18 protein-coding genes are annotated in these 16,820 nt (G+C 41.2%); 13 read left to right on the top strand and 5 right to left on the bottom strand.

The features are described from left to right. Positions 1-4: 4 nt before the first annotated feature. Genes C6Y01_RS02975 through moaD form a run of 4 tightly spaced genes read left to right on the top strand, consistent with a single transcriptional unit; the run spans position 5 to position 2,502 of the window. Complete coding sequence (locus tag C6Y01_RS02975) at positions 5-1,282, top strand: molybdopterin molybdotransferase MoeA (protein WP_223249857.1); 1,278 nt, start codon at positions 5-7, stop codon at positions 1,280-1,282. Then, positions 1,264-1,788 carry a molybdopterin-guanine dinucleotide biosynthesis protein B gene (mobB, locus tag C6Y01_RS02970; RefSeq protein ID WP_034662725.1) on the top strand — a complete coding sequence of 175 codons (525 nt, stop codon included), beginning with the start codon at positions 1,264-1,266 and terminating at the stop codon, positions 1,786-1,788. The genes C6Y01_RS02975 and mobB overlap by 19 nt, the downstream gene beginning before the upstream one ends. Continuing rightward, on the top strand, positions 1,785-2,276 hold the full coding sequence (locus C6Y01_RS02965) for a molybdenum cofactor biosynthesis protein MoaE (RefSeq protein WP_034662723.1): 492 nt from the start codon (positions 1,785-1,787) through the stop codon (positions 2,274-2,276). Before mobB ends, C6Y01_RS02965 begins: the two co-directional genes overlap by 4 nt. Continuing rightward, entirely contained in the window at positions 2,269-2,502 is a 234-nt protein-coding gene (moaD, locus tag C6Y01_RS02960; RefSeq protein ID WP_060596152.1) for a molybdopterin converting factor subunit 1, read from the top strand. Before C6Y01_RS02965 ends, moaD begins: the two co-directional genes overlap by 8 nt. Before the next feature lie 46 nt (positions 2,503-2,548). On the opposite strand, the gene C6Y01_RS02955 is transcribed toward moaD, so the two are convergent. Continuing rightward, entirely contained in the window at positions 2,549-2,926 is a 378-nt protein-coding gene (locus C6Y01_RS02955; RefSeq protein ID WP_034662717.1) for a Rok-like winged helix domain-containing protein, read from the bottom strand. Positions 2,927-3,550: 624 nt separating this feature from the next. On the opposite strand from C6Y01_RS02955, the gene C6Y01_RS02950 reads away from it, so the two are divergent. The 8 genes from C6Y01_RS02950 (at position 3,551) to lepB (ending at position 11,741) form a co-directional block, all read left to right on the top strand. Continuing rightward, positions 3,551-4,069 carry a YIP1 family protein gene (locus C6Y01_RS02950; protein ID WP_223249856.1) on the top strand — a complete coding sequence of 173 codons (519 nt, stop codon included), beginning with the start codon at positions 3,551-3,553 and terminating at the stop codon, positions 4,067-4,069. A 9-nt stretch (positions 4,070-4,078) separates the two neighbouring features. Further along, the gene (locus C6Y01_RS02945) at positions 4,079-5,185 is read left to right on the top strand and encodes an efflux RND transporter periplasmic adaptor subunit (protein ID WP_034662712.1); all 1,107 of its coding nucleotides are present in this window, start codon (positions 4,079-4,081) and stop codon (positions 5,183-5,185) included. Then, positions 5,182-5,883, top strand: a complete 702-nt coding sequence (locus tag C6Y01_RS02940) for an ABC transporter ATP-binding protein (protein ID WP_060596154.1) — start codon at positions 5,182-5,184, stop codon at positions 5,881-5,883. The genes C6Y01_RS02945 and C6Y01_RS02940 overlap by 4 nt, the downstream gene beginning before the upstream one ends. After that, the gene (locus tag C6Y01_RS02935) at positions 5,870-7,063 is read left to right on the top strand and encodes an ABC transporter permease (RefSeq protein WP_034662707.1); all 1,194 of its coding nucleotides are present in this window, start codon (positions 5,870-5,872) and stop codon (positions 7,061-7,063) included. The genes C6Y01_RS02940 and C6Y01_RS02935 overlap by 14 nt, the downstream gene beginning before the upstream one ends. A gap of 321 nt (positions 7,064-7,384) precedes the next feature. Beyond that, positions 7,385-8,140, top strand: coding sequence for a DeoR/GlpR family DNA-binding transcription regulator (locus tag C6Y01_RS02930; protein WP_106037799.1), 756 nt, complete (start codon positions 7,385-7,387; stop codon positions 8,138-8,140). Next, entirely contained in the window at positions 8,137-9,048 is a 912-nt protein-coding gene (pfkB, locus tag C6Y01_RS02925; protein ID WP_034662701.1) for a 1-phosphofructokinase, read from the top strand. Before C6Y01_RS02930 ends, pfkB begins: the two co-directional genes overlap by 4 nt. 13 nt (positions 9,049-9,061) lie before the next feature. After that, positions 9,062-10,957, top strand: coding sequence for a PTS fructose transporter subunit IIABC (locus tag C6Y01_RS02920; protein WP_106037798.1), 1,896 nt, complete (start codon positions 9,062-9,064; stop codon positions 10,955-10,957). Positions 10,958-11,168: 211 nt separating this feature from the next. After that, positions 11,169-11,741 (top strand): signal peptidase I, encoded by a 573-nt coding sequence (gene lepB, locus C6Y01_RS02915; RefSeq protein ID WP_034663870.1) that lies wholly within the window; start codon positions 11,169-11,171, stop codon positions 11,739-11,741. Positions 11,742-11,806: 65 nt separating this feature from the next. Here the strand turns inward: lepB and C6Y01_RS02910 are convergent, their stop codons facing one another. After that, positions 11,807-12,082, bottom strand: coding sequence for a hypothetical protein (locus C6Y01_RS02910; RefSeq protein WP_060596158.1), 276 nt, complete (start codon positions 12,080-12,082; stop codon positions 11,807-11,809). A 143-nt stretch (positions 12,083-12,225) separates the two neighbouring features. On the opposite strand from C6Y01_RS02910, the gene C6Y01_RS02905 reads away from it, so the two are divergent. Continuing rightward, positions 12,226-13,845, top strand: a complete 1,620-nt coding sequence (locus tag C6Y01_RS02905) for an ABC-F family ATP-binding cassette domain-containing protein (protein ID WP_034662692.1) — start codon at positions 12,226-12,228, stop codon at positions 13,843-13,845. 231 nt (positions 13,846-14,076) lie between these two features. On the opposite strand, the gene C6Y01_RS02895 is transcribed toward C6Y01_RS02905, so the two are convergent. From C6Y01_RS02895 to mreBH, 3 genes are all read right to left on the bottom strand, one after another. Then, a complete protein-coding gene (locus tag C6Y01_RS02895; protein ID WP_034662690.1) occupies positions 14,077-15,309 on the bottom strand; it encodes an aminopeptidase in 1,233 nt (410 codons plus the stop codon). Between the two features lie 107 nt (positions 15,310-15,416). After that, positions 15,417-15,548 carry a protein YkpC gene (locus C6Y01_RS18850; RefSeq protein ID WP_003210922.1) on the bottom strand — a complete coding sequence of 44 codons (132 nt, stop codon included), beginning with the start codon at positions 15,546-15,548 and terminating at the stop codon, positions 15,417-15,419. A gap of 74 nt (positions 15,549-15,622) precedes the next feature. Next, a complete protein-coding gene (mreBH, locus tag C6Y01_RS02890; RefSeq protein WP_060596160.1) occupies positions 15,623-16,630 on the bottom strand; it encodes a rod-share determining protein MreBH in 1,008 nt (335 codons plus the stop codon). Positions 16,631-16,820: the final 190 nt, after the last annotated feature.

The following is a 16,820-nucleotide window of genomic DNA, read 5'->3' as shown; positions in this document are numbered from 1 at the left end:
AAGTGTGATGGAAAGACGTCAGCCAATTCCAGTAGAAGAAGCCATTCAGAAAGTCCATCAATATGAAAAGCATGGAGAAGCAGAATGGGTGCCTTTAAAAAATAGCCTTGAAAGGTTCATTGCAGAAGATATTTTAGCAGATCATGATGTTCCTGCATTTGATCGTTCCCCGTATGATGGTTTTGCACTTCGGGCAGAAGATACAAAAGAAGCGTCAAGCGAGCATCCGGTTGAATTTGAGGTCATTGACCATATTGGTGCAGGAATGGTCTCAGCAAAAACCATCGGTCCCTTTCAAGCCATCCGTATCATGACAGGAGCAAAAATCCCGGATGGAGCAAATGTCGTCATCATGCTTGAGCTGACTAAGACCTTCGAAAAAGACGGCAAATCATACATGTCACTTAAAAGAACGCTGAAAAAAGGGGACAATATTTCTCGTCAAGGAGAAGAAGTACTTGAAGGAAATGTGATGGTCAAAAAAGGAACCAAAGTAACTCCGGGCGTTACGGCCCTATTGGCGACATTTGGATATGGTGTAGTGCCAGTTGTCAAAAAGCCAGTGATCGGCATCATCTCAACAGGTACAGAGCTTCTTCAAGTGAGTGATGCGATGGTGGACGGTAAGATTAGAAACAGTAATCTTAGTATGGTTTATGCCCAGATACTTGAGGCCGGGGGAGAGCCGCTTGATTTAGGCGGTGTGTCTGATGATTTTGACAAAAGCTATCATGCAGTCAAAGCAGCCTTAAGCAAGGTAGATTTCTTAATCACAACAGGCGGTGTGTCAGTAGGTGATTTTGACTTTCTCCCTGCGATTTATGAAAAGCTGGGAGCTGAGGTGCTGTTTAATAAAGTGGCCATGAGACCCGGAAGTGTGACGACGGTTGCTGCAATGCCAAATGGTCAACTGCTGTTTGGGCTGTCAGGAAATCCCGCTGCCTGTTTTGTTGGCTTTGAATTATTTGTGAAACCGATGATCTATAAATGGTCTTTGAAGAAGCAGCCGTTTCCTGCTTTTGCTGAGGCGAAGCTGACACACGATTTTCCAAAAGCCAATCCGTTCACTCGATTTGTCAGAGCGGCACTACAATTCACGGGCAGTCAGCTCAGTGTGACCCCAACAGGTCTTGATAAATCAAGTGCCGTGACCTCTATTGCAGATGCTAACTGTTTCATCGTGCTGCCCGGAGGAACAAGAGGTTTTAAGGCCGGTGATCAGGTCCATGTTCTGCTGTTTCAGCACGAAGGAGAGGGTTCCCCATGCTGGATGACACATTAAGCATATTACAGGTGGTCGGTTATCAAAACAGCGGCAAGACTATGTTGATTGAAAAGCTCTGTCAGCTGGCTGTACTTGACGGGCTGAAGCTAGGCTGCTTTAAACACCATGGACATGGCGGTAAACCAGATCGTCTTTTGAAAGAAAAAGACACCGATCGATATGTTCAAGCAGGTGCATTTGCCGCTGGCGTGGAAGGAGAGGGTGAATTTCACTTTTCAATGCAGCACATCACGTTAGAGCAGTTGCTCAACATGTGTCAGCATCTTCCATTAGACGCTGTCTTGATAGAAGGGTATAAACAGGCACCATACCGCAAAATCGTTTGTGTAAAGAATGAAGAGGAGCTCATTGATCTTTCAACTCTTTCCAATATACAAGCAGCTATTTATTTTTCTCAAGAGTTTCAATTAATCGAAAATTACTCGTTTCCAGTGTTTTCAGCCTTTGAAAAGGGCGCAGTCACATTTGGTTTTAACTTATTGAAGGGAGGCGTCTCTGCTTGAGTGAATTTTTTAAAATAACAAAAACGCCGATTGATGTAAACGAATTGATTCAGCATGTGACAAGGCGAAAGGCAGGGGCCATTACGACGTTTATCGGGACGGTCAGAGAGTGGACAAACGGCAAAAAAACATTGCGTTTAACTTATGAAGCATACATACCAATGGCTGAAAGCATGCTAAGTCAAATTGGACAAGAAATCAAGAAACGGTGGCCTGAAACTGAAGCAGCCATTGTGCACCGGATCGGGACACTTGATATAACGGATATTGCTGTTGTGATAGCCGTTTCATCTCCTCATAGGAAGGCTGCATACGAAGCGAACGAATATGCCATTGAGCGAATTAAGGAAATCGTTCCAATTTGGAAAAAAGAATATTGGGAAGACGGGGAAGCCTGGATAGGTGATCAGCTTGAAACGGTTTCATATCCAGAGGGGAAACCTAGCGATCTTCAACTTGCAAAGAAAGAAGGTGATCAGTTTGATTAGTGTATTATTGTTCGCCGGCCTTGCTGAGAAGGCCGGTAAACAACAAATCATCATTCAAAAAGATCAAACAACGGTTGATGAGATTAAATTAGAATTACAGGAGGTATATGGTGTTGATGCTGCACAAAACGTGATGGTTGCAGTCAACGAACTATATACGAGGGAAAACGCTGAAGTGCGTAGCGGGGACACTGTTGCATTCATTCCTCCTGTAAGCGGTGGATAATAGATATTAGAGGATTTGGTTATGGCCAGCGGCTGTAACCAATTTTTTATGTGTGAAAAGATTGTAGAGGTATTTGGGTGTGATCTTCGTAAATAAAACATCCCCTTCGTGCTTTAGAAATGTGAGGGTCGAGCTGCTGGATCAGATCATACAATTCGCTAATTCGTCTCACATTGAAATCTGTCTGGGCGTGAAGCTGTTCTTTTAATTCTTTTGTACTCACAATGCTTCCCTTTTTCTCTTTAATAATATCTACACATCTAGCAGCGTAGTATATTTTGTCATTAGAGGGTCTGCTTTCTTTCATATCAAGTAATTTGAGCTCATGATAAATCAGTTCTCTTTCCTTTCGAAAGTATTGCCATGCTTCTTGTTCCTTTTCATAAAGTAAAATCAATTGTGTTTTCAATTTTTCTCTTAACATTCACTTGACTCCATTTCCACTATCATTTAACCTACCTCTATTTTACATTATATGAAAAAATAACTTTTGATCAAGTAAAAACCTTATATTTTTCATTTTTTAATATGAAAGTATTGATACTAAAGGCTCATTTGTTCTATAAAAGAAACCAATCATAGTCCTATAAAGCCGAGATTTGTCGAAATTACTAGGATTATTTTAACAAAAAATTGTTGTGTCTAACTAAGACCATCCGAATTCAAAGGAAAAGGATATTTATTCCGAAAGACATGTGGTTTTTTGATAAAATGTTTTTAGGTCAGTAAAACCTCTATTTTTTGATATGAATATGGTCTGGTCATGGTGTCATTTGGAGGATGTCATTCGTGATAATAGAATAATAGATAAATTTTTTCCTCAATGAAAATAAGAAAATCAAATCATCCATCACTTATTGGCAATCTTTTGATAAAATAGAAAGAACAAGAGAGAACATGTGCGTTTGCATACTTGCATGACATAGAGAGGAGACATTTGATGAAAGAAAATATGCAAAAGCCCACGATCATTGGAGTGAGCACAAGACCTTCAGAGCACCTGAAAAGAGTATGGGAAAACCCGGTGGTTTGGTGACCTTTATCCTGTGTGCTTCTTTTAACAGTGATTGTGACTTATTTGTCAGAGCTAGTGAATGAAGGAATGTGGGCAGATTTAAGCTTGCCGGTATCGGTCGTTTATGTGGTGACGCTAATTGGTCTAATTCTCGGGCTTGTGATTAATGCTGCTATATATAAGTTCATCGTATTTTTAGCAAAGGGTGATGCATCGTTTCAGCAGCTGTTTTCAGCGGTCCTGTTTATTACACCAGTTACGATCATTGGTACGATTATTTCTCATCTGTCCGTCATCCTGTTCCATGTGCCAAAAAACATCACAATAACCTCATTAAATGCACTCATTCAAACTTCTGGTCCATGGCACGGTGTGTTTGCTAATATTGATCTCTTTGTGATCTGGAATCTTGTTTTAACAGGCTTTTTATTGATCAAAGTCGGTCATATATCTCCAAGAATATCTTGGATCATGATAGGAGTCTTTTATGTCATTTCTTTCATTCTTCAATATGTAGGAACCGCAATCAACATATCAGTAAGCTGGGGGTAGAATGTCTTTATGAGAAAGAAAATCATCATCGGATCCATTTTTATTATTGTCATCGGTCTATTTATTGGCTTTAACATTGCGAAAAATCAATCAAAGCCTGCTTCGACAGCAGCTATTAAAACAGTAAAACCCACACAAAAAGAAATCACCACTACGGTAATGACGCCAGGGACACTTTCATTCTCTGAAGAGCAGTTCATTTATGCAGAAGAGGAAAAAGGACACTTGAAGGGGATTTCTGTGAAAGAAGGAGAAAAGGTAAAGGCTGGAACGCCGCTTCTTACATATGAAAATAGGGAGCTGGAGCTTGAAGAGCAGCAGCAAGCTCTTGCGGCTGAATCAAGTACGCTAAAACGCGAACAATTACAAAATAGACTGAGCGAATTAGATGAAAAACAAGCAGGCGACTCAGTCGCCCATCCTAAAAACGAGCGAGACCAGCTCGAATTAGAGCTGAAAGCGGCTGAATTAGAACAAAAACAAGCAGAGATCAGCCAAGAAAAAGTAAAAGCACAAATAGAAGATTTAACCGTACATAGTAAAATTGACGGTACAGTGATTTCCATTGAGCAAGAAGAAGGGGCAGGAAAGCCGGAAGAAAGACAGCCGATCATTCATATTGGCAATGAGAAAAAAATGATTGTGCGAGGATTGATTTCTGAGTATGACGCCATAAAAGTGAAAAAGAAACAAAAAGTAAAGGTTACATCTGATGTCATTCGCGGAAAGAGCTGGCAAGGGGTCGTGAAAAAAGTGGGGGCTGTACCTGCTCAGGCAGCATCCGAAACAACTGCGGGTGATCAAACGGTACAATATCCTGTTGAAATCGAAATAAAGGGAAAAAAACCTGAAGCGAAACCTGGTTTTAAAATGATCATGGAAATTGAAACAGATAAGCGTCAAGCCCAAACGATTCCTGAATCAGCTGTAAAAAAAGAGGATGATGGACAATACGTTTATGTTGTCAAAAAGAATGTACTTAAAAAAGTAAAAGTGGTGCTAGGGGAAACGTCAGGTAATGACCTTGAAGTGACAAAAGGTGTCAAGGCAGAGGATCAAATCATTGCTCATCCATCAGATGACATGTATGACGGAATGGAAGTGAATGCTGAATGATTCAGCTTTCAAACGTGATAAAAAGTTATGAGGTCGCCCAAGAAACATTTGATGTATTAAGTGAGATCGATCTTGTCATTGAAAAAGGCGAGTATATGTCCATTATGGGCCCGTCCGGCTCTGGAAAATCGACGTTAATGAATATCATTGGCTGTTTAGACCGACCAACCACAGGACAATATCATTTTCAAGGAAGAGAGCTGTCAGCTGCAAAGGATCAAGAGCTTGCAGTGATTCGAAATCAATTCATTGGATTTGTCTTTCAGCAATTTCACCTGCTGCCGAGGTTAAATGCGAGGCGTAATGTTGAGCTTCCGATGATTTACGCTGGTATCAGTCAAAAGGAAAGAAAAGAACGCGCAGAAATGGCACTTGAAAAGGTTGGTTTGGCAGACCGAATGAAGCATATGCCAAGTGAGTTGTCTGGAGGGCAAAAGCAAAGGGTGGCTATTGCTCGTGCAATTGTCAATAAGCCGCAGCTTATCTTAGCAGATGAACCAACAGGCGCTCTTGACTCAAAAACAAGCTTCTCAATCATGGAACAGTTTACTAAGCTGAATGAGGAAGGGACAACGATTGTGCTTGTCACCCATGAAGAAGAAATGGCTGCGTATACAAATCGGACGGTCGTTGTAAGAGATGGACGGCTCGTTGAAGATAGATTGACACAAGGGGACGCTATGAATGAAACTCTTTGAAAATATCAAAATAGCGATGAATTCTGTTTTAGCTCATAAATTACGTTCTATTTTAACGATGCTTGGGATTATTATTGGTGTTGGATCGGTCATTGCGGTCGTTGCTATCGGTCAAGGCGGCGAGCAAATGTTAAAAGGGTCGATTTCAGGTCCAAACAATACCATTGATATGACATATACGCCTTCTGACGAAGAGTTAAATGCAAATCCAAACGCTTTATTCGACGCCACATTTACTGAGGAAGACATAAAAAGCATTAAGACAATCAACGGGGTGAATCAGGTCGCCTCTTCGACTGCACAAGGAATGCAGCTGAGATTTCAAGATACGACAGTGGATGCGACAGTTAACGGTATAAATGAAGGGTATACGAATGTCCATTCATTACAAATAGCAGAAGGACAGAATTTAAGAGATGTTGACTTTAGAAGCGGCAGAAGAGCCGCTCTCATCTCTGAAGGCTTACAAAAAGAATTATTTAATGGACAGAAGGCATTGGGCGAAATGATTTGGATGAACGGACAGCCTGTTGAAGTCATCGGTGTTTTAGCAAAACAGAAAGGGATGTTTTCATTTGATATGAACGAAATATTTGTCCCGTTTGCTATGCTCACCTCCACATTTGGGATCAATGAATATGATAAGTTGTCAATTCAAGTCGCACATGCTGATCAAATGAAGGAAGTAGGAAAGAATGCGGCTGCATTATTAAATGAAAATCATCATACAGAAGATGCTTATGAAATGATCAATATGGAAGAAATCGCAGAAGGCATTGGTCAAATCACATCTGTTATGACAACAATCATTGGCTCAATAGCTGGGATTTCTTTGCTTGTCGGCGGTATCGGTGTGATGAATATCATGCTTGTTTCTGTGACAGAGAGGACAAGGGAAATCGGTATCCGAAAGGCGATTGGAGCAACAAGGGCTCAAATACTCGTTCAATTTTTAATTGAATCTGTCGTCTTAACATTGATCGGCGGGTTGATGGGGATCGCACTTGGCTTAGGTGGCGCCGCGCTAGTATCACTAGTTGCCGGCTGGCCGTCCTTAGTATCTTGGCAAGTCATCTGTGGCGGTGTGCTGTTTAGTATGCTTATTGGGATTGTTTTTGGGTTAATTCCTGCGAATAAAGCAGCAAGACTAGATCCTATTGATTCTCTTAGATATGAATAATTTGGAGAAGAACAAAAGCATACAAACAGTGTGAATTCGCCTGTAATCCACCATCAAAAGCTTTTATGCACATCGCATAAAAGCTTTTTTTAGTTCCATTGAATGAAATGAAAAATGATAGAAATGCTAAGATCATGACTTTCATCTTAATGTCACATATTTTTCAGTTTACAAATGGTACATATAAAGGTAAGATGACCATGGTGAAAGATTTTGATAGTTATTGAATGTATTTGATTGTTTTGTATTGATAATGTTGAAAAAAGCGATTACAATAAAGGTGCGCGCAAAATGAATACGTTTTCAAAAGGGGGTGTTTTCATGTTGACACCGGAAAGACATCAACTCATTATCGACTGTTTAGAAGAAAATGATGTCATCAAAATACAGGACTTAACGATTATGACAGATGCGTCTGAATCTACAATTAGAAGAGATTTATCAGCCCTTGAAGAAAAAGGATTTCTTAAAAGAGTCCATGGGGGAGCAGCCAAGATATCAAGTATCCGTCTTGAACCAGATGTATTTGAGAAATCTGCCAAAAACCTTCAAGAAAAGTCATTGGTTGCAGAGGCAGCTGCTTCACTTTTAAAACAAGGCGATTGTATTTATTTAGATGCTGGTACGACCACACAGCAAATGATTGAATATATCGATCCCGATCAAGATATTGTTGTGGTGACAAACGGTGTTATGCACATTGAAGCACTCATGAGAAAAGGCATTTCTTTTTACCTGATAGGCGGATCAGTGAAACATCGAACAGGAGCCATGGTGGGAGCCGCAGCTTTGACAGCGATGGAAAATTACCGTTTTGACAAAAGCTTTGTTGGGACGAACGGCATTCATCCCGAGGTGGGGTTTACAACACCTGATCCAGAGGAAGCGCTCATGAAAAAAAGAGCCATGAAGCAGGCGAAAAAAACCTATATCTTATCAGATGCCTCTAAGTTTGGCGAAATATCGTTTTCAGCCTTTGCTAGTTTACAGGAAGCCACCATTATCACAAACGACGCAAAAGAGGATTCATTCGATAATTACCATGAAAAAACGGTTATAAAGGTAGTGAAAACATGATTTATACAGTTACTTTAAACCCATCAGTTGATTACATCGTACACGTGGAGGATTTCGCAGTCGGCAGTTTGAATCGTTCAACCTATGACAAAAAATATCCAGGTGGAAAAGGGATCAATGTCTCAAGGCTTTTAAAACGTCACGGTGTTGAATCAAAAGCGCTTGGATTTATAGGCGGATTTACAGGAAAATATATTCAAGACTTTTTACAAAACGAACAATTACAAACAGCCTTTCACGAGGTGTCAGAAGATACACGAATTAATGTGAAACTAAAAACAGGTGAAGAAACCGAAATCAACGGACTCGGCCCATCTATTACTGAAGCGCAATTTGAGTCGTTTCTGTCTCAATTTTCTTCATTGACTGAAGGAGATGTCGTTGTCTTAGCTGGCAGCATTCCTTCTTCATTGCCTCATAACACGTATGAACGTATTGCTGAGGTGTGCGAAAAGCAAGGTGTCAGAGTTGTCCTTGATATTTCCGGGGAAGCACTAAAAAAAGCAGCAGGCTTGAAACCGTTCTTAATGAAGCCAAACCATCATGAGCTAGGTGAAATGTTTGAGACAAGCATCTCATCTGCGGAAGAAGCCATTCCTTATGGGAAGAAGCTGTTAGAACAAGGTGCTGAACATGTCATCGTATCAATGGCTGGAGATGGAGCTCTCTTATTCAGTAAGGAAGGGGTTTATCAGTCCAATGTTCCAAAGGGTACGCTTGTTAATTCAGTTGGTGCAGGGGATTCAGTCGTTGCAGGATTTTTAGCCGGCGTTTCGAAAGGCCTTTCGATTGAAGAATCATTTAAGCTTGGCGTCACATCAGGCAGCGCTACAGCATTTTCTGAGGAGCTTGGAACTAAAGAGCTTGTCGACACACTATTACCACAAGTAAAAGTCACACGCATTTAAAGGAGGAGTCATCATGAAAATTACAGAACTACTCACAAAGCAGACAATTAAGCTTCAATTAGACAGCCAGCAGAAAGAAGCAGTCATTGAAGAACTAGTCACTGTTTTAGATACAGCAGGCAAGCTAAATGATAAAGAGGGCTACAAAGAAGCAGTGATCAACCGTGAAAAACAGAGCTCTACTGGTATTGGCGAAGGAATTGCTATCCCTCACGCTAAAACAGCAAGTGTAAAAGAGCCTGCCATTGCATTTGGCCGCTCGACAGCTGGTGTAGATTATGAATCACTGGACGCGCAGCCGAGTCATCTTGTCTTTATGATTGCAGCAACTGAAGGCGCAAACAACACGCACTTAGAAGCACTTTCTCGTTTATCAACACTTCTCATGCGTGAAGAAATCCGAAAGCAGCTTCTTGAAGCGGCTACTGAAGATGAAATCATCGATATCATCAATACGCATGACAAGGACGATGATGAAGAAGAAGAGGAAGTTCAAGAAGAGCCGGCTGTATCAGGTAAACCAGCTAAGATTTTAGCAGTAACAGCTTGCCCAACAGGTATTGCGCATACATTTATGGCAGCAGATGCTTTGAAAGAAAAAGCAAAAGAAATGGGCTTTGACATTAAAGTCGAAACAAACGGCTCTGGCGGTATTAAACACGCCCTTACGGCAAAAGAAATCGAAGAAGCACCAGCCATCATTGTGGCAGCGGACAAGCAAGTTGAAATGGAACGCTTTAAAGGCAAACATGTCATTGAAGTACCTGTGACAGCTGGAATCCGCCGTCCTCAGGAATTAATTGAAAAAGCAGTCAATCAAGATGCGCCGATTTATAAAGGCTCAGGCGGCAGTTCTTCAAAAGACGAAAATGAGTCATCTGGCAAAGGTAGAAGTGGTTTCTACAAGCACTTAATGAGTGGTGTAAGCAACATGCTTCCATTTGTTGTCGGGGGCGGTATCCTTGTTGCAATTTCATTTTTCTGGGGAATTAACTCAGCAGATCCTAAGGACCCTTCATTTAATTCATTTGCAGCTGTATTAAAAGGAATTGGCGGAGATAATGCGCTTGCCTTAATCGTTGCTGTTTTAGCCGGATTTATAGCAATGAGTATTGCAGATCGTCCAGGTTTTGCGCCAGGTATGGTCGGTGGATTTATGGCGTCGGCAGCAGGTGCAGGATTCTTAGGCGGACTAATTGCCGGTTTCCTTGCAGGTTATGTCGTTGTGCTACTTAAAAAAGTATTCACATTCGTACCGCAGTCACTCGACGGAATTAAACCGGTTCTGCTGTATCCATTGTTCGGTATTTTCTTCACAGGTATCATCATGCATTACATTGTTAACACACCGGTAAAAATGGTGATGGATGGATTAACTCACTGGCTTGAAACTTTAGGTACTGGAAACCTTGTCTTAATGGGCATTATTTTGGCAGGTATGATGGCGATTGATATGGGGGGCCCAATTAACAAAGCGGCTTACACATTCGGTCTTGCGATGATTGCTGCTGGAAACTATGCACCGCATGCTGCCATTATGGCAGGCGGAATGGTACCACCATTAGGTATTGCACTTGCTACAACAATCTTTAGAAATAAATTCTCAAAACGTGACCGAGAAGCAGGGATTACATGCTACTTCATGGGAGCTGCCTTCATCACTGAAGGGGCGATCCCGTTTGCAGCGGCTGACCCTCTGCGCGTAATTCCTTCAGCTGTCATTGGAGCAGCCGTGGCTGGCGGATTAACGGAATTCTTTAGAGTCACGCTTCCTGCGCCACACGGCGGACTATTCGTTTTCTGGGTAACAAATCATCCGGTTCTTTATATCATCAGCATTTTAATCGGTGCCGTTGTAACAGCGATTTTACTGGGTATTTTGAAAAAACCAGTCAAACTAGAAGCGTAATTCAGAAGAGAAGCATCGTGAAGAGCGGTGCTTCTTTTTGTTTAATCATGAACAAATTAGGAAAAAATATCTAATTGAATGGTTGTCTTGTGAATTTTTAAATGACATGTGATAAAGTAAAGTTATTCAATTCACGTTTCAAGTCTTTTAGCAGAAAGTCTTAGGAGGAAGCAGTATTTTGAACGAAGAAAACAAACAAAACGAAAATGATATTCAATCTGATGCAAAGCAAGACAAAACAGAGAAGAAAAGTTCACTGTTTGAATGGATCAAAGCCATTTTAATTGCACTTGCGCTCGTCCTGCTCATCCGTACGTTTATATTTGAGCCGTATGTGGTGGAAGGAGAGTCAATGGAACCGACTCTTCATGATGGGGAAAAGCTGTTTGTCAACAAAACCATTAACTATCTAGGTGGTGTCAAACGAGGTGACATCGTGATTATTAATGGAAAAGATGGCCAGAAGATTCATTATGTAAAACGATTGATCGGCCTTCCGGGAGACACGATTGAAATGAAGGATGATACGCTTTACATTAATGGTAAAAAAGTTGATGAGCCTTATTTAAAAGAGAACAAGGCACATGCGAAAGAGTATGAAGTGCATTTAACAGGGGATTTTGGTCCAGTGAAAGTACCGAAAAACGATTACTTTGTGATGGGGGACAACAGACTCAATTCTATGGACAGCAGAAATGGACTTGGACTCATTGAAAAGGATCGGGTTGTCGGGACATCAGAATTTGTTTTCTTCCCATTTGGCGACATTCGGCAAACAAAATAAAAGCACCCTTCTCAGGTGTGTGAGAAAAGTGCTTGAATGGACGACCCTTTAAAAGAAGGGTCGTTTTAATTTGGCGTGAGCACCGTAACAATGATCACAATCGCCAACACAGAAGCGAAGACAGACCCAGTAATGGCTAAAACGGACCGAAACAATCCGACCTTTTGATTTTCTTTCCCTCGCTTTTGTAAAAAGCGTTTCGAAAAGATGTGTACCAGTGTGTAAATAAGCACAAGCCCAATATAAAGGCCAAAATCCCTCGCATTAAAGCCTGTTGCAGATAAATAAATACCCATAAAGAAAATCAATAAACAGTATTCCATAAGTGTAAGTAATCTCAAATCGCACGAACTCCTTCAATAAATCATTCCCATTTATTATACCATAATGGACAAATTGCCTTCGTTCTTAGCTAGAGACGTTTCTATCAAACGTTATTCATGTTATACTTCATAATGATGAATGAGTGATGGAGGATTAATAAATGATTGCAGTAAATAATGTTAGTTTGCGTTTTGCTGATCGTAAACTATTTGAAGAAGTAAATATTAAATTCACTCCTGGTAACTGCTACGGTCTAATTGGTGCCAATGGAGCTGGTAAATCAACGTTTCTAAAGATTCTTTCAGGTGAAATTGAAGCTCAGACGGGCGATGTTCATATGAGCCCTGGTGAGCGTTTAGCGATTTTAAAACAGAACCATTTTGAATACGAAGAATTTGAAGTATTAAAAGTCGTTATGATGGGTCACAAACGTCTATATGATGTGATGCAGGAGAAAGATGCGATCTATATGAAACCTGATTTCTCAGATGAAGACGGGATTCGTGCAGCAGAGCTTGAAGGTGAGTTCGCTGAGTTAAACGGCTGGGAAGCAGAAAGTGAAGCAGCGATCTTATTAAAAGGTCTTGGCATTCCAGAGAGCCTTCAATCGAAGAAAATGTCTGAGCTTGGTGGTTCAGAAAAGGTAAAAGTACTACTAGCCCAAGCTTTATTTGGTAAGCCTGACGTTCTTCTTCTTGATGAGCCAACGAACCACTTGGACTTACAAGCAATCCAGTGGCTGGAAGAGTTCCTCATTAATTTTGAAAATACCGTGATTGTCGTTTCGCATGACCGTCACTTCTTAAACAAAGTATGTACACATATTGCGGACCTAGACTTCGGAAAAATTCAAGTATATGTCGGTAACTATGATTTCTGGTATGAGTCCAGCCAGCTAGCGCTGAAGCTCAGCCAAGATGCGAATAAGAAAAAAGAAGAACAAATTAAGCAGCTTCAAGAGTTCGTTGCCCGGTTCAGTGCGAACGCTTCTAAATCGAAGCAAGCGACCTCAAGAAAGAAATTGCTTGATAAAATCTCTTTAGACGACATTAAGCCATCTTCACGTAAATATCCGTACGTTCATTTTGCGCCAGAGCGCGAAATCGGAAATGATGTCCTTCAAGTAGAAGGTCTATCGAAAACAATTGATGGTGTGAAAGTACTTGATAACGTCAGCTTTATCATGAATCGCGAGGATAAAATTGCGTTCTTAAGCCGTAATGAGCTTGCTGTATCCACTTTATTTAAAATTCTTGCTGGTGAGATGGAGCCAGACAGCGGGACGTTTAAATGGGGCGTTACAACATCTCAAGCCTTTTTCCCGAAAGACAATAGTGAATACTTTGAAGGAAACGATGTCGATCTAGTGGATTGGCTTCGTCAATATTCTCCTAATGATCAAAGCGAAAGCTTCTTACGCGGGTTCTTAGGACGTATGCTTTTCTCTGGGGAAGAAGTAAAGAAAAAAGCAAGCGTCTTATCAGGAGGAGAGAAGGTTCGTTGTATGTTATCGAAAATGATGCTGTCAGGAGCGAATGTTCTGCTGCTGGATGAGCCGACGAACCACTTGGATCTAGAATCCATTACAGCGCTGAATAACGGTTTAATGAGCTTTAAAGGAGCTATGCTCTTCTCATCTCATGACCATCAGTTTGTTGAAACAGTGGCAAACCGTATCATCGAAGTGACGCCAAATGGCATCGTCGATAAACAAACAACATATGATGAGTTCTTATCAGATCAAGACATTCAAAAGAGACTCGATGAGCTTTATGCGTAAATAAGAAAAGACATTCAAAAGTGGATGTCTCAGCGTGTAGACAAACCCTCGCATTCGGTGTCAGTCCTGCGTGCCGGTGCTCACGAATGTCAAATTCGCTCCGCTCCTCGTCCTTCCTAGACTGCAAAGGTTTTCTATCACGCTGAAAAGAAGACAAAGGGCTAAAATGAAGATCATTTTAGCCCTTTGTCAACAATCTGAGACATCCATAAGTGGATGTCTTTTTTTCGATTAAATCGCCCAGTTTCCATTACGGAAGATCGGTTCGCGTTTCCCGTCTTTTGTAATTCCGTCAATATTCATTTCCTTTGAACCAATCATGAAATCGACGTGTGTAATACTGTTGTTCACACCAGCTGCATCCAATTCTTCACGATTCATCTCTTTTCCGCCTTCGATATTGAACGCATACCCGCTGCCGATGGCAAGGTGATTCGATGCATTTTCATCATAAAGGGTATTGTAATAGAGAATATTCGAGTTTGAGATTGGTGAATCGTCTGGTACGAGAGCAACCTCACCTAGATAATGGGAGCCTTCATCTGTTTCAACGAGCGAAGTTAAAATGTCTTCGCCTTCCTTCGCTTTCACATTGACAATTCGTCCATTTTCAAATGTTAATGTAAATTCATCAATGATATTTCCTGCATAGCTGAGCGGTTTTGTGCTTGAGACAGTCCCATTTACACCGTCTTTTTTAGGTACGGTAAAGACTTCTTCTGTCGGCATGTTGGCCATGAAAGAGACGCCGCGCTCACTCACGCTGCCGGCACCTACCCAAATGTGCTGCTCTGGGAGCTCAATCGTTAAATCTGTGCCAGGAGCATCATAATGAAGCTTGTGGAAGTGGCGCTCATTTAGTATTTTGACCTTTTCATTTAGTGACTCATCGTGCTTTTTCCAAGCCTCAACGGGATCTGCTTGATCAGCGCGTGCGACTTTAAAGATTTGATCCCATAATAAAGCGACAGCTTCTTCATCTGTATGGTCAGGGAAAATCTTTTTTGCCCATTCTTTTGATGCAGCGCCTACGACCGTCCAAGCAACTTTGTCTGATTGAACGTATTGGCGATATGTATGAAGGGCTGATCCAGCGGCCTTTTGCTGTGCAGCGATTTTTTTCGAATCAATGCCTCGCAGAAGGTCAGGGCTTTCTGACAAGATCGTGATAAAAGCGCCGCCGCGTTTTGCGATGGTTTCCATCATCTGTGCTTCCCATTCTGGGAATTGGTCAAACACATCCTGCGGTGCATGTTCATATTTTAAACGGGCAAGAACACCATCACTCCAGCGGATATGTACGTTTTTCGCCCCGCGCTCATACGCATGTTTCGCGACAAGACGAACAAGGTCTGCAGATTCAGTAGATGCAGATACGACGACTTCTTGTCCTTTTTGAACATTCACACCGACTTCAACGATGGTCTTAGCATATTGATCTAGTTGTTTTTCAAATGAACTCATAAAAAACCCTCCTTTAGTCATGTTCATCATATCAGATATAAGACCGAAAAGGAAAATGGGGAGCATGCTTAAAGCCAAAATAAAAAAGCCGCTTTCATGCGGCTTTTTTAGCGGTTCAGTTGTTTCACAGGCTGTGCATTAGAAGGGGGCATATGTGAAAACGACAGGCTCATTCCTCCTAAAATAATACCCGTTAAAATGACTGTGACAACGACTCGTTTACCTAAATCAAGCAACATATTCTTCCTCCTTCACGTTTATCCATTTCTCACGATATGATCGAAATGATAAAAAAAGAAGTAGAACAAGAAGATTATTTTAATGTTTTTTGCAATTTATGAATGACTTCTAGTGAACGACCTGTTCCGATTGCGACAGATTCAAGTGGATTTGCTGCAATATGAACTGGAACGACAATCTCCTGTGAGAGCCATTCTTGAATCCCATTTAACAAAGCGCCGCCGCCAGTTAAGATCACGCCGCGGTCTACAATGTCACCACTAAGCTCTGGAGGGCTGTCCTCTAATGTGGCACGAATCGCCTCTAAAATATGAAGAAGTGATTCTCGCATGGCACCTTGAATTTCATGAGATTCAAGTGTGATCGTTTTTGGAAGACCTGTCACTAGATCACGTCCACGTACTTCTAATGATTCCGGCTCATGCTCAATGAGACCATAACCAATTTCCATTTTAACCTGCTCGGCTGTCCGCTCGCCGATTAATAGATTATATTTCTTTCGGACAAACGTAATGATATCTTCATCCAGCTGATCTCCGCCAATTCGAATGGAATGACAAGAGACAACGCCGCCAAACGAAATGATGGCAACTTCCGTTGTTCCTCCGCCAATATCGACCACGACGTTTGCAACAGGCTCATCTACCGGGAGATCAGCGCCGATTGCGGCTGCAACAGGTTCTTCTATTAAATGCACGTGCTTTGCTCCGCAGTTTTTCACAGCATCACTGATGGCACGGCGTTCAACAGCTGTTGAACCAGAAGGTGTACATACTACGACCGTTGGTTTTCTGAAGGTAAACCCGATATTTTTCCCTGCTTTTTTCATGATTTGTTTAAGTAAATCTGTTGTCATATCATAATCAGCGATGACACCGTCTTTCATCGGACGGATCGCCACAATTTTACCAGGTGTTTTCCCAATCATTTCTTTTGCTTCTGCTCCGACTGCAAGTACAGTTTTTGTTTCTGTATCGACTGCCACGACGGACGGTTCATTTAAAATAATTCCCTTATTTTTACTATAAACCAATATGTTAGCTGTTCCTAAATCAATTCCAATTTCGGCATTTTGAAACATGTTTTCACCCAATCTCTATTTTTGCTGTTTTAAACAATTTTACATTTAAAAGTTCAGAGGGTTGATGTCATTTGTGGGGGTTTGTGATGACCTTGAAATGAACTTGTAAAATTCAAGTATCATTTTGACAATCACAATAAATTTTCCCTTTGTTTTTTCTTTTATGAAAAAAATTTTTATAGAGGAGAAA

Source organism: Bacillus sp. NMCC46 (assembly GCF_002998465.1).
Taxonomy (GTDB): Bacteria; Bacillota; Bacilli; order Bacillales; family Bacillaceae; genus Bacillus.
This window is presented reverse-complemented; position numbering and strand designations above follow the sequence as displayed.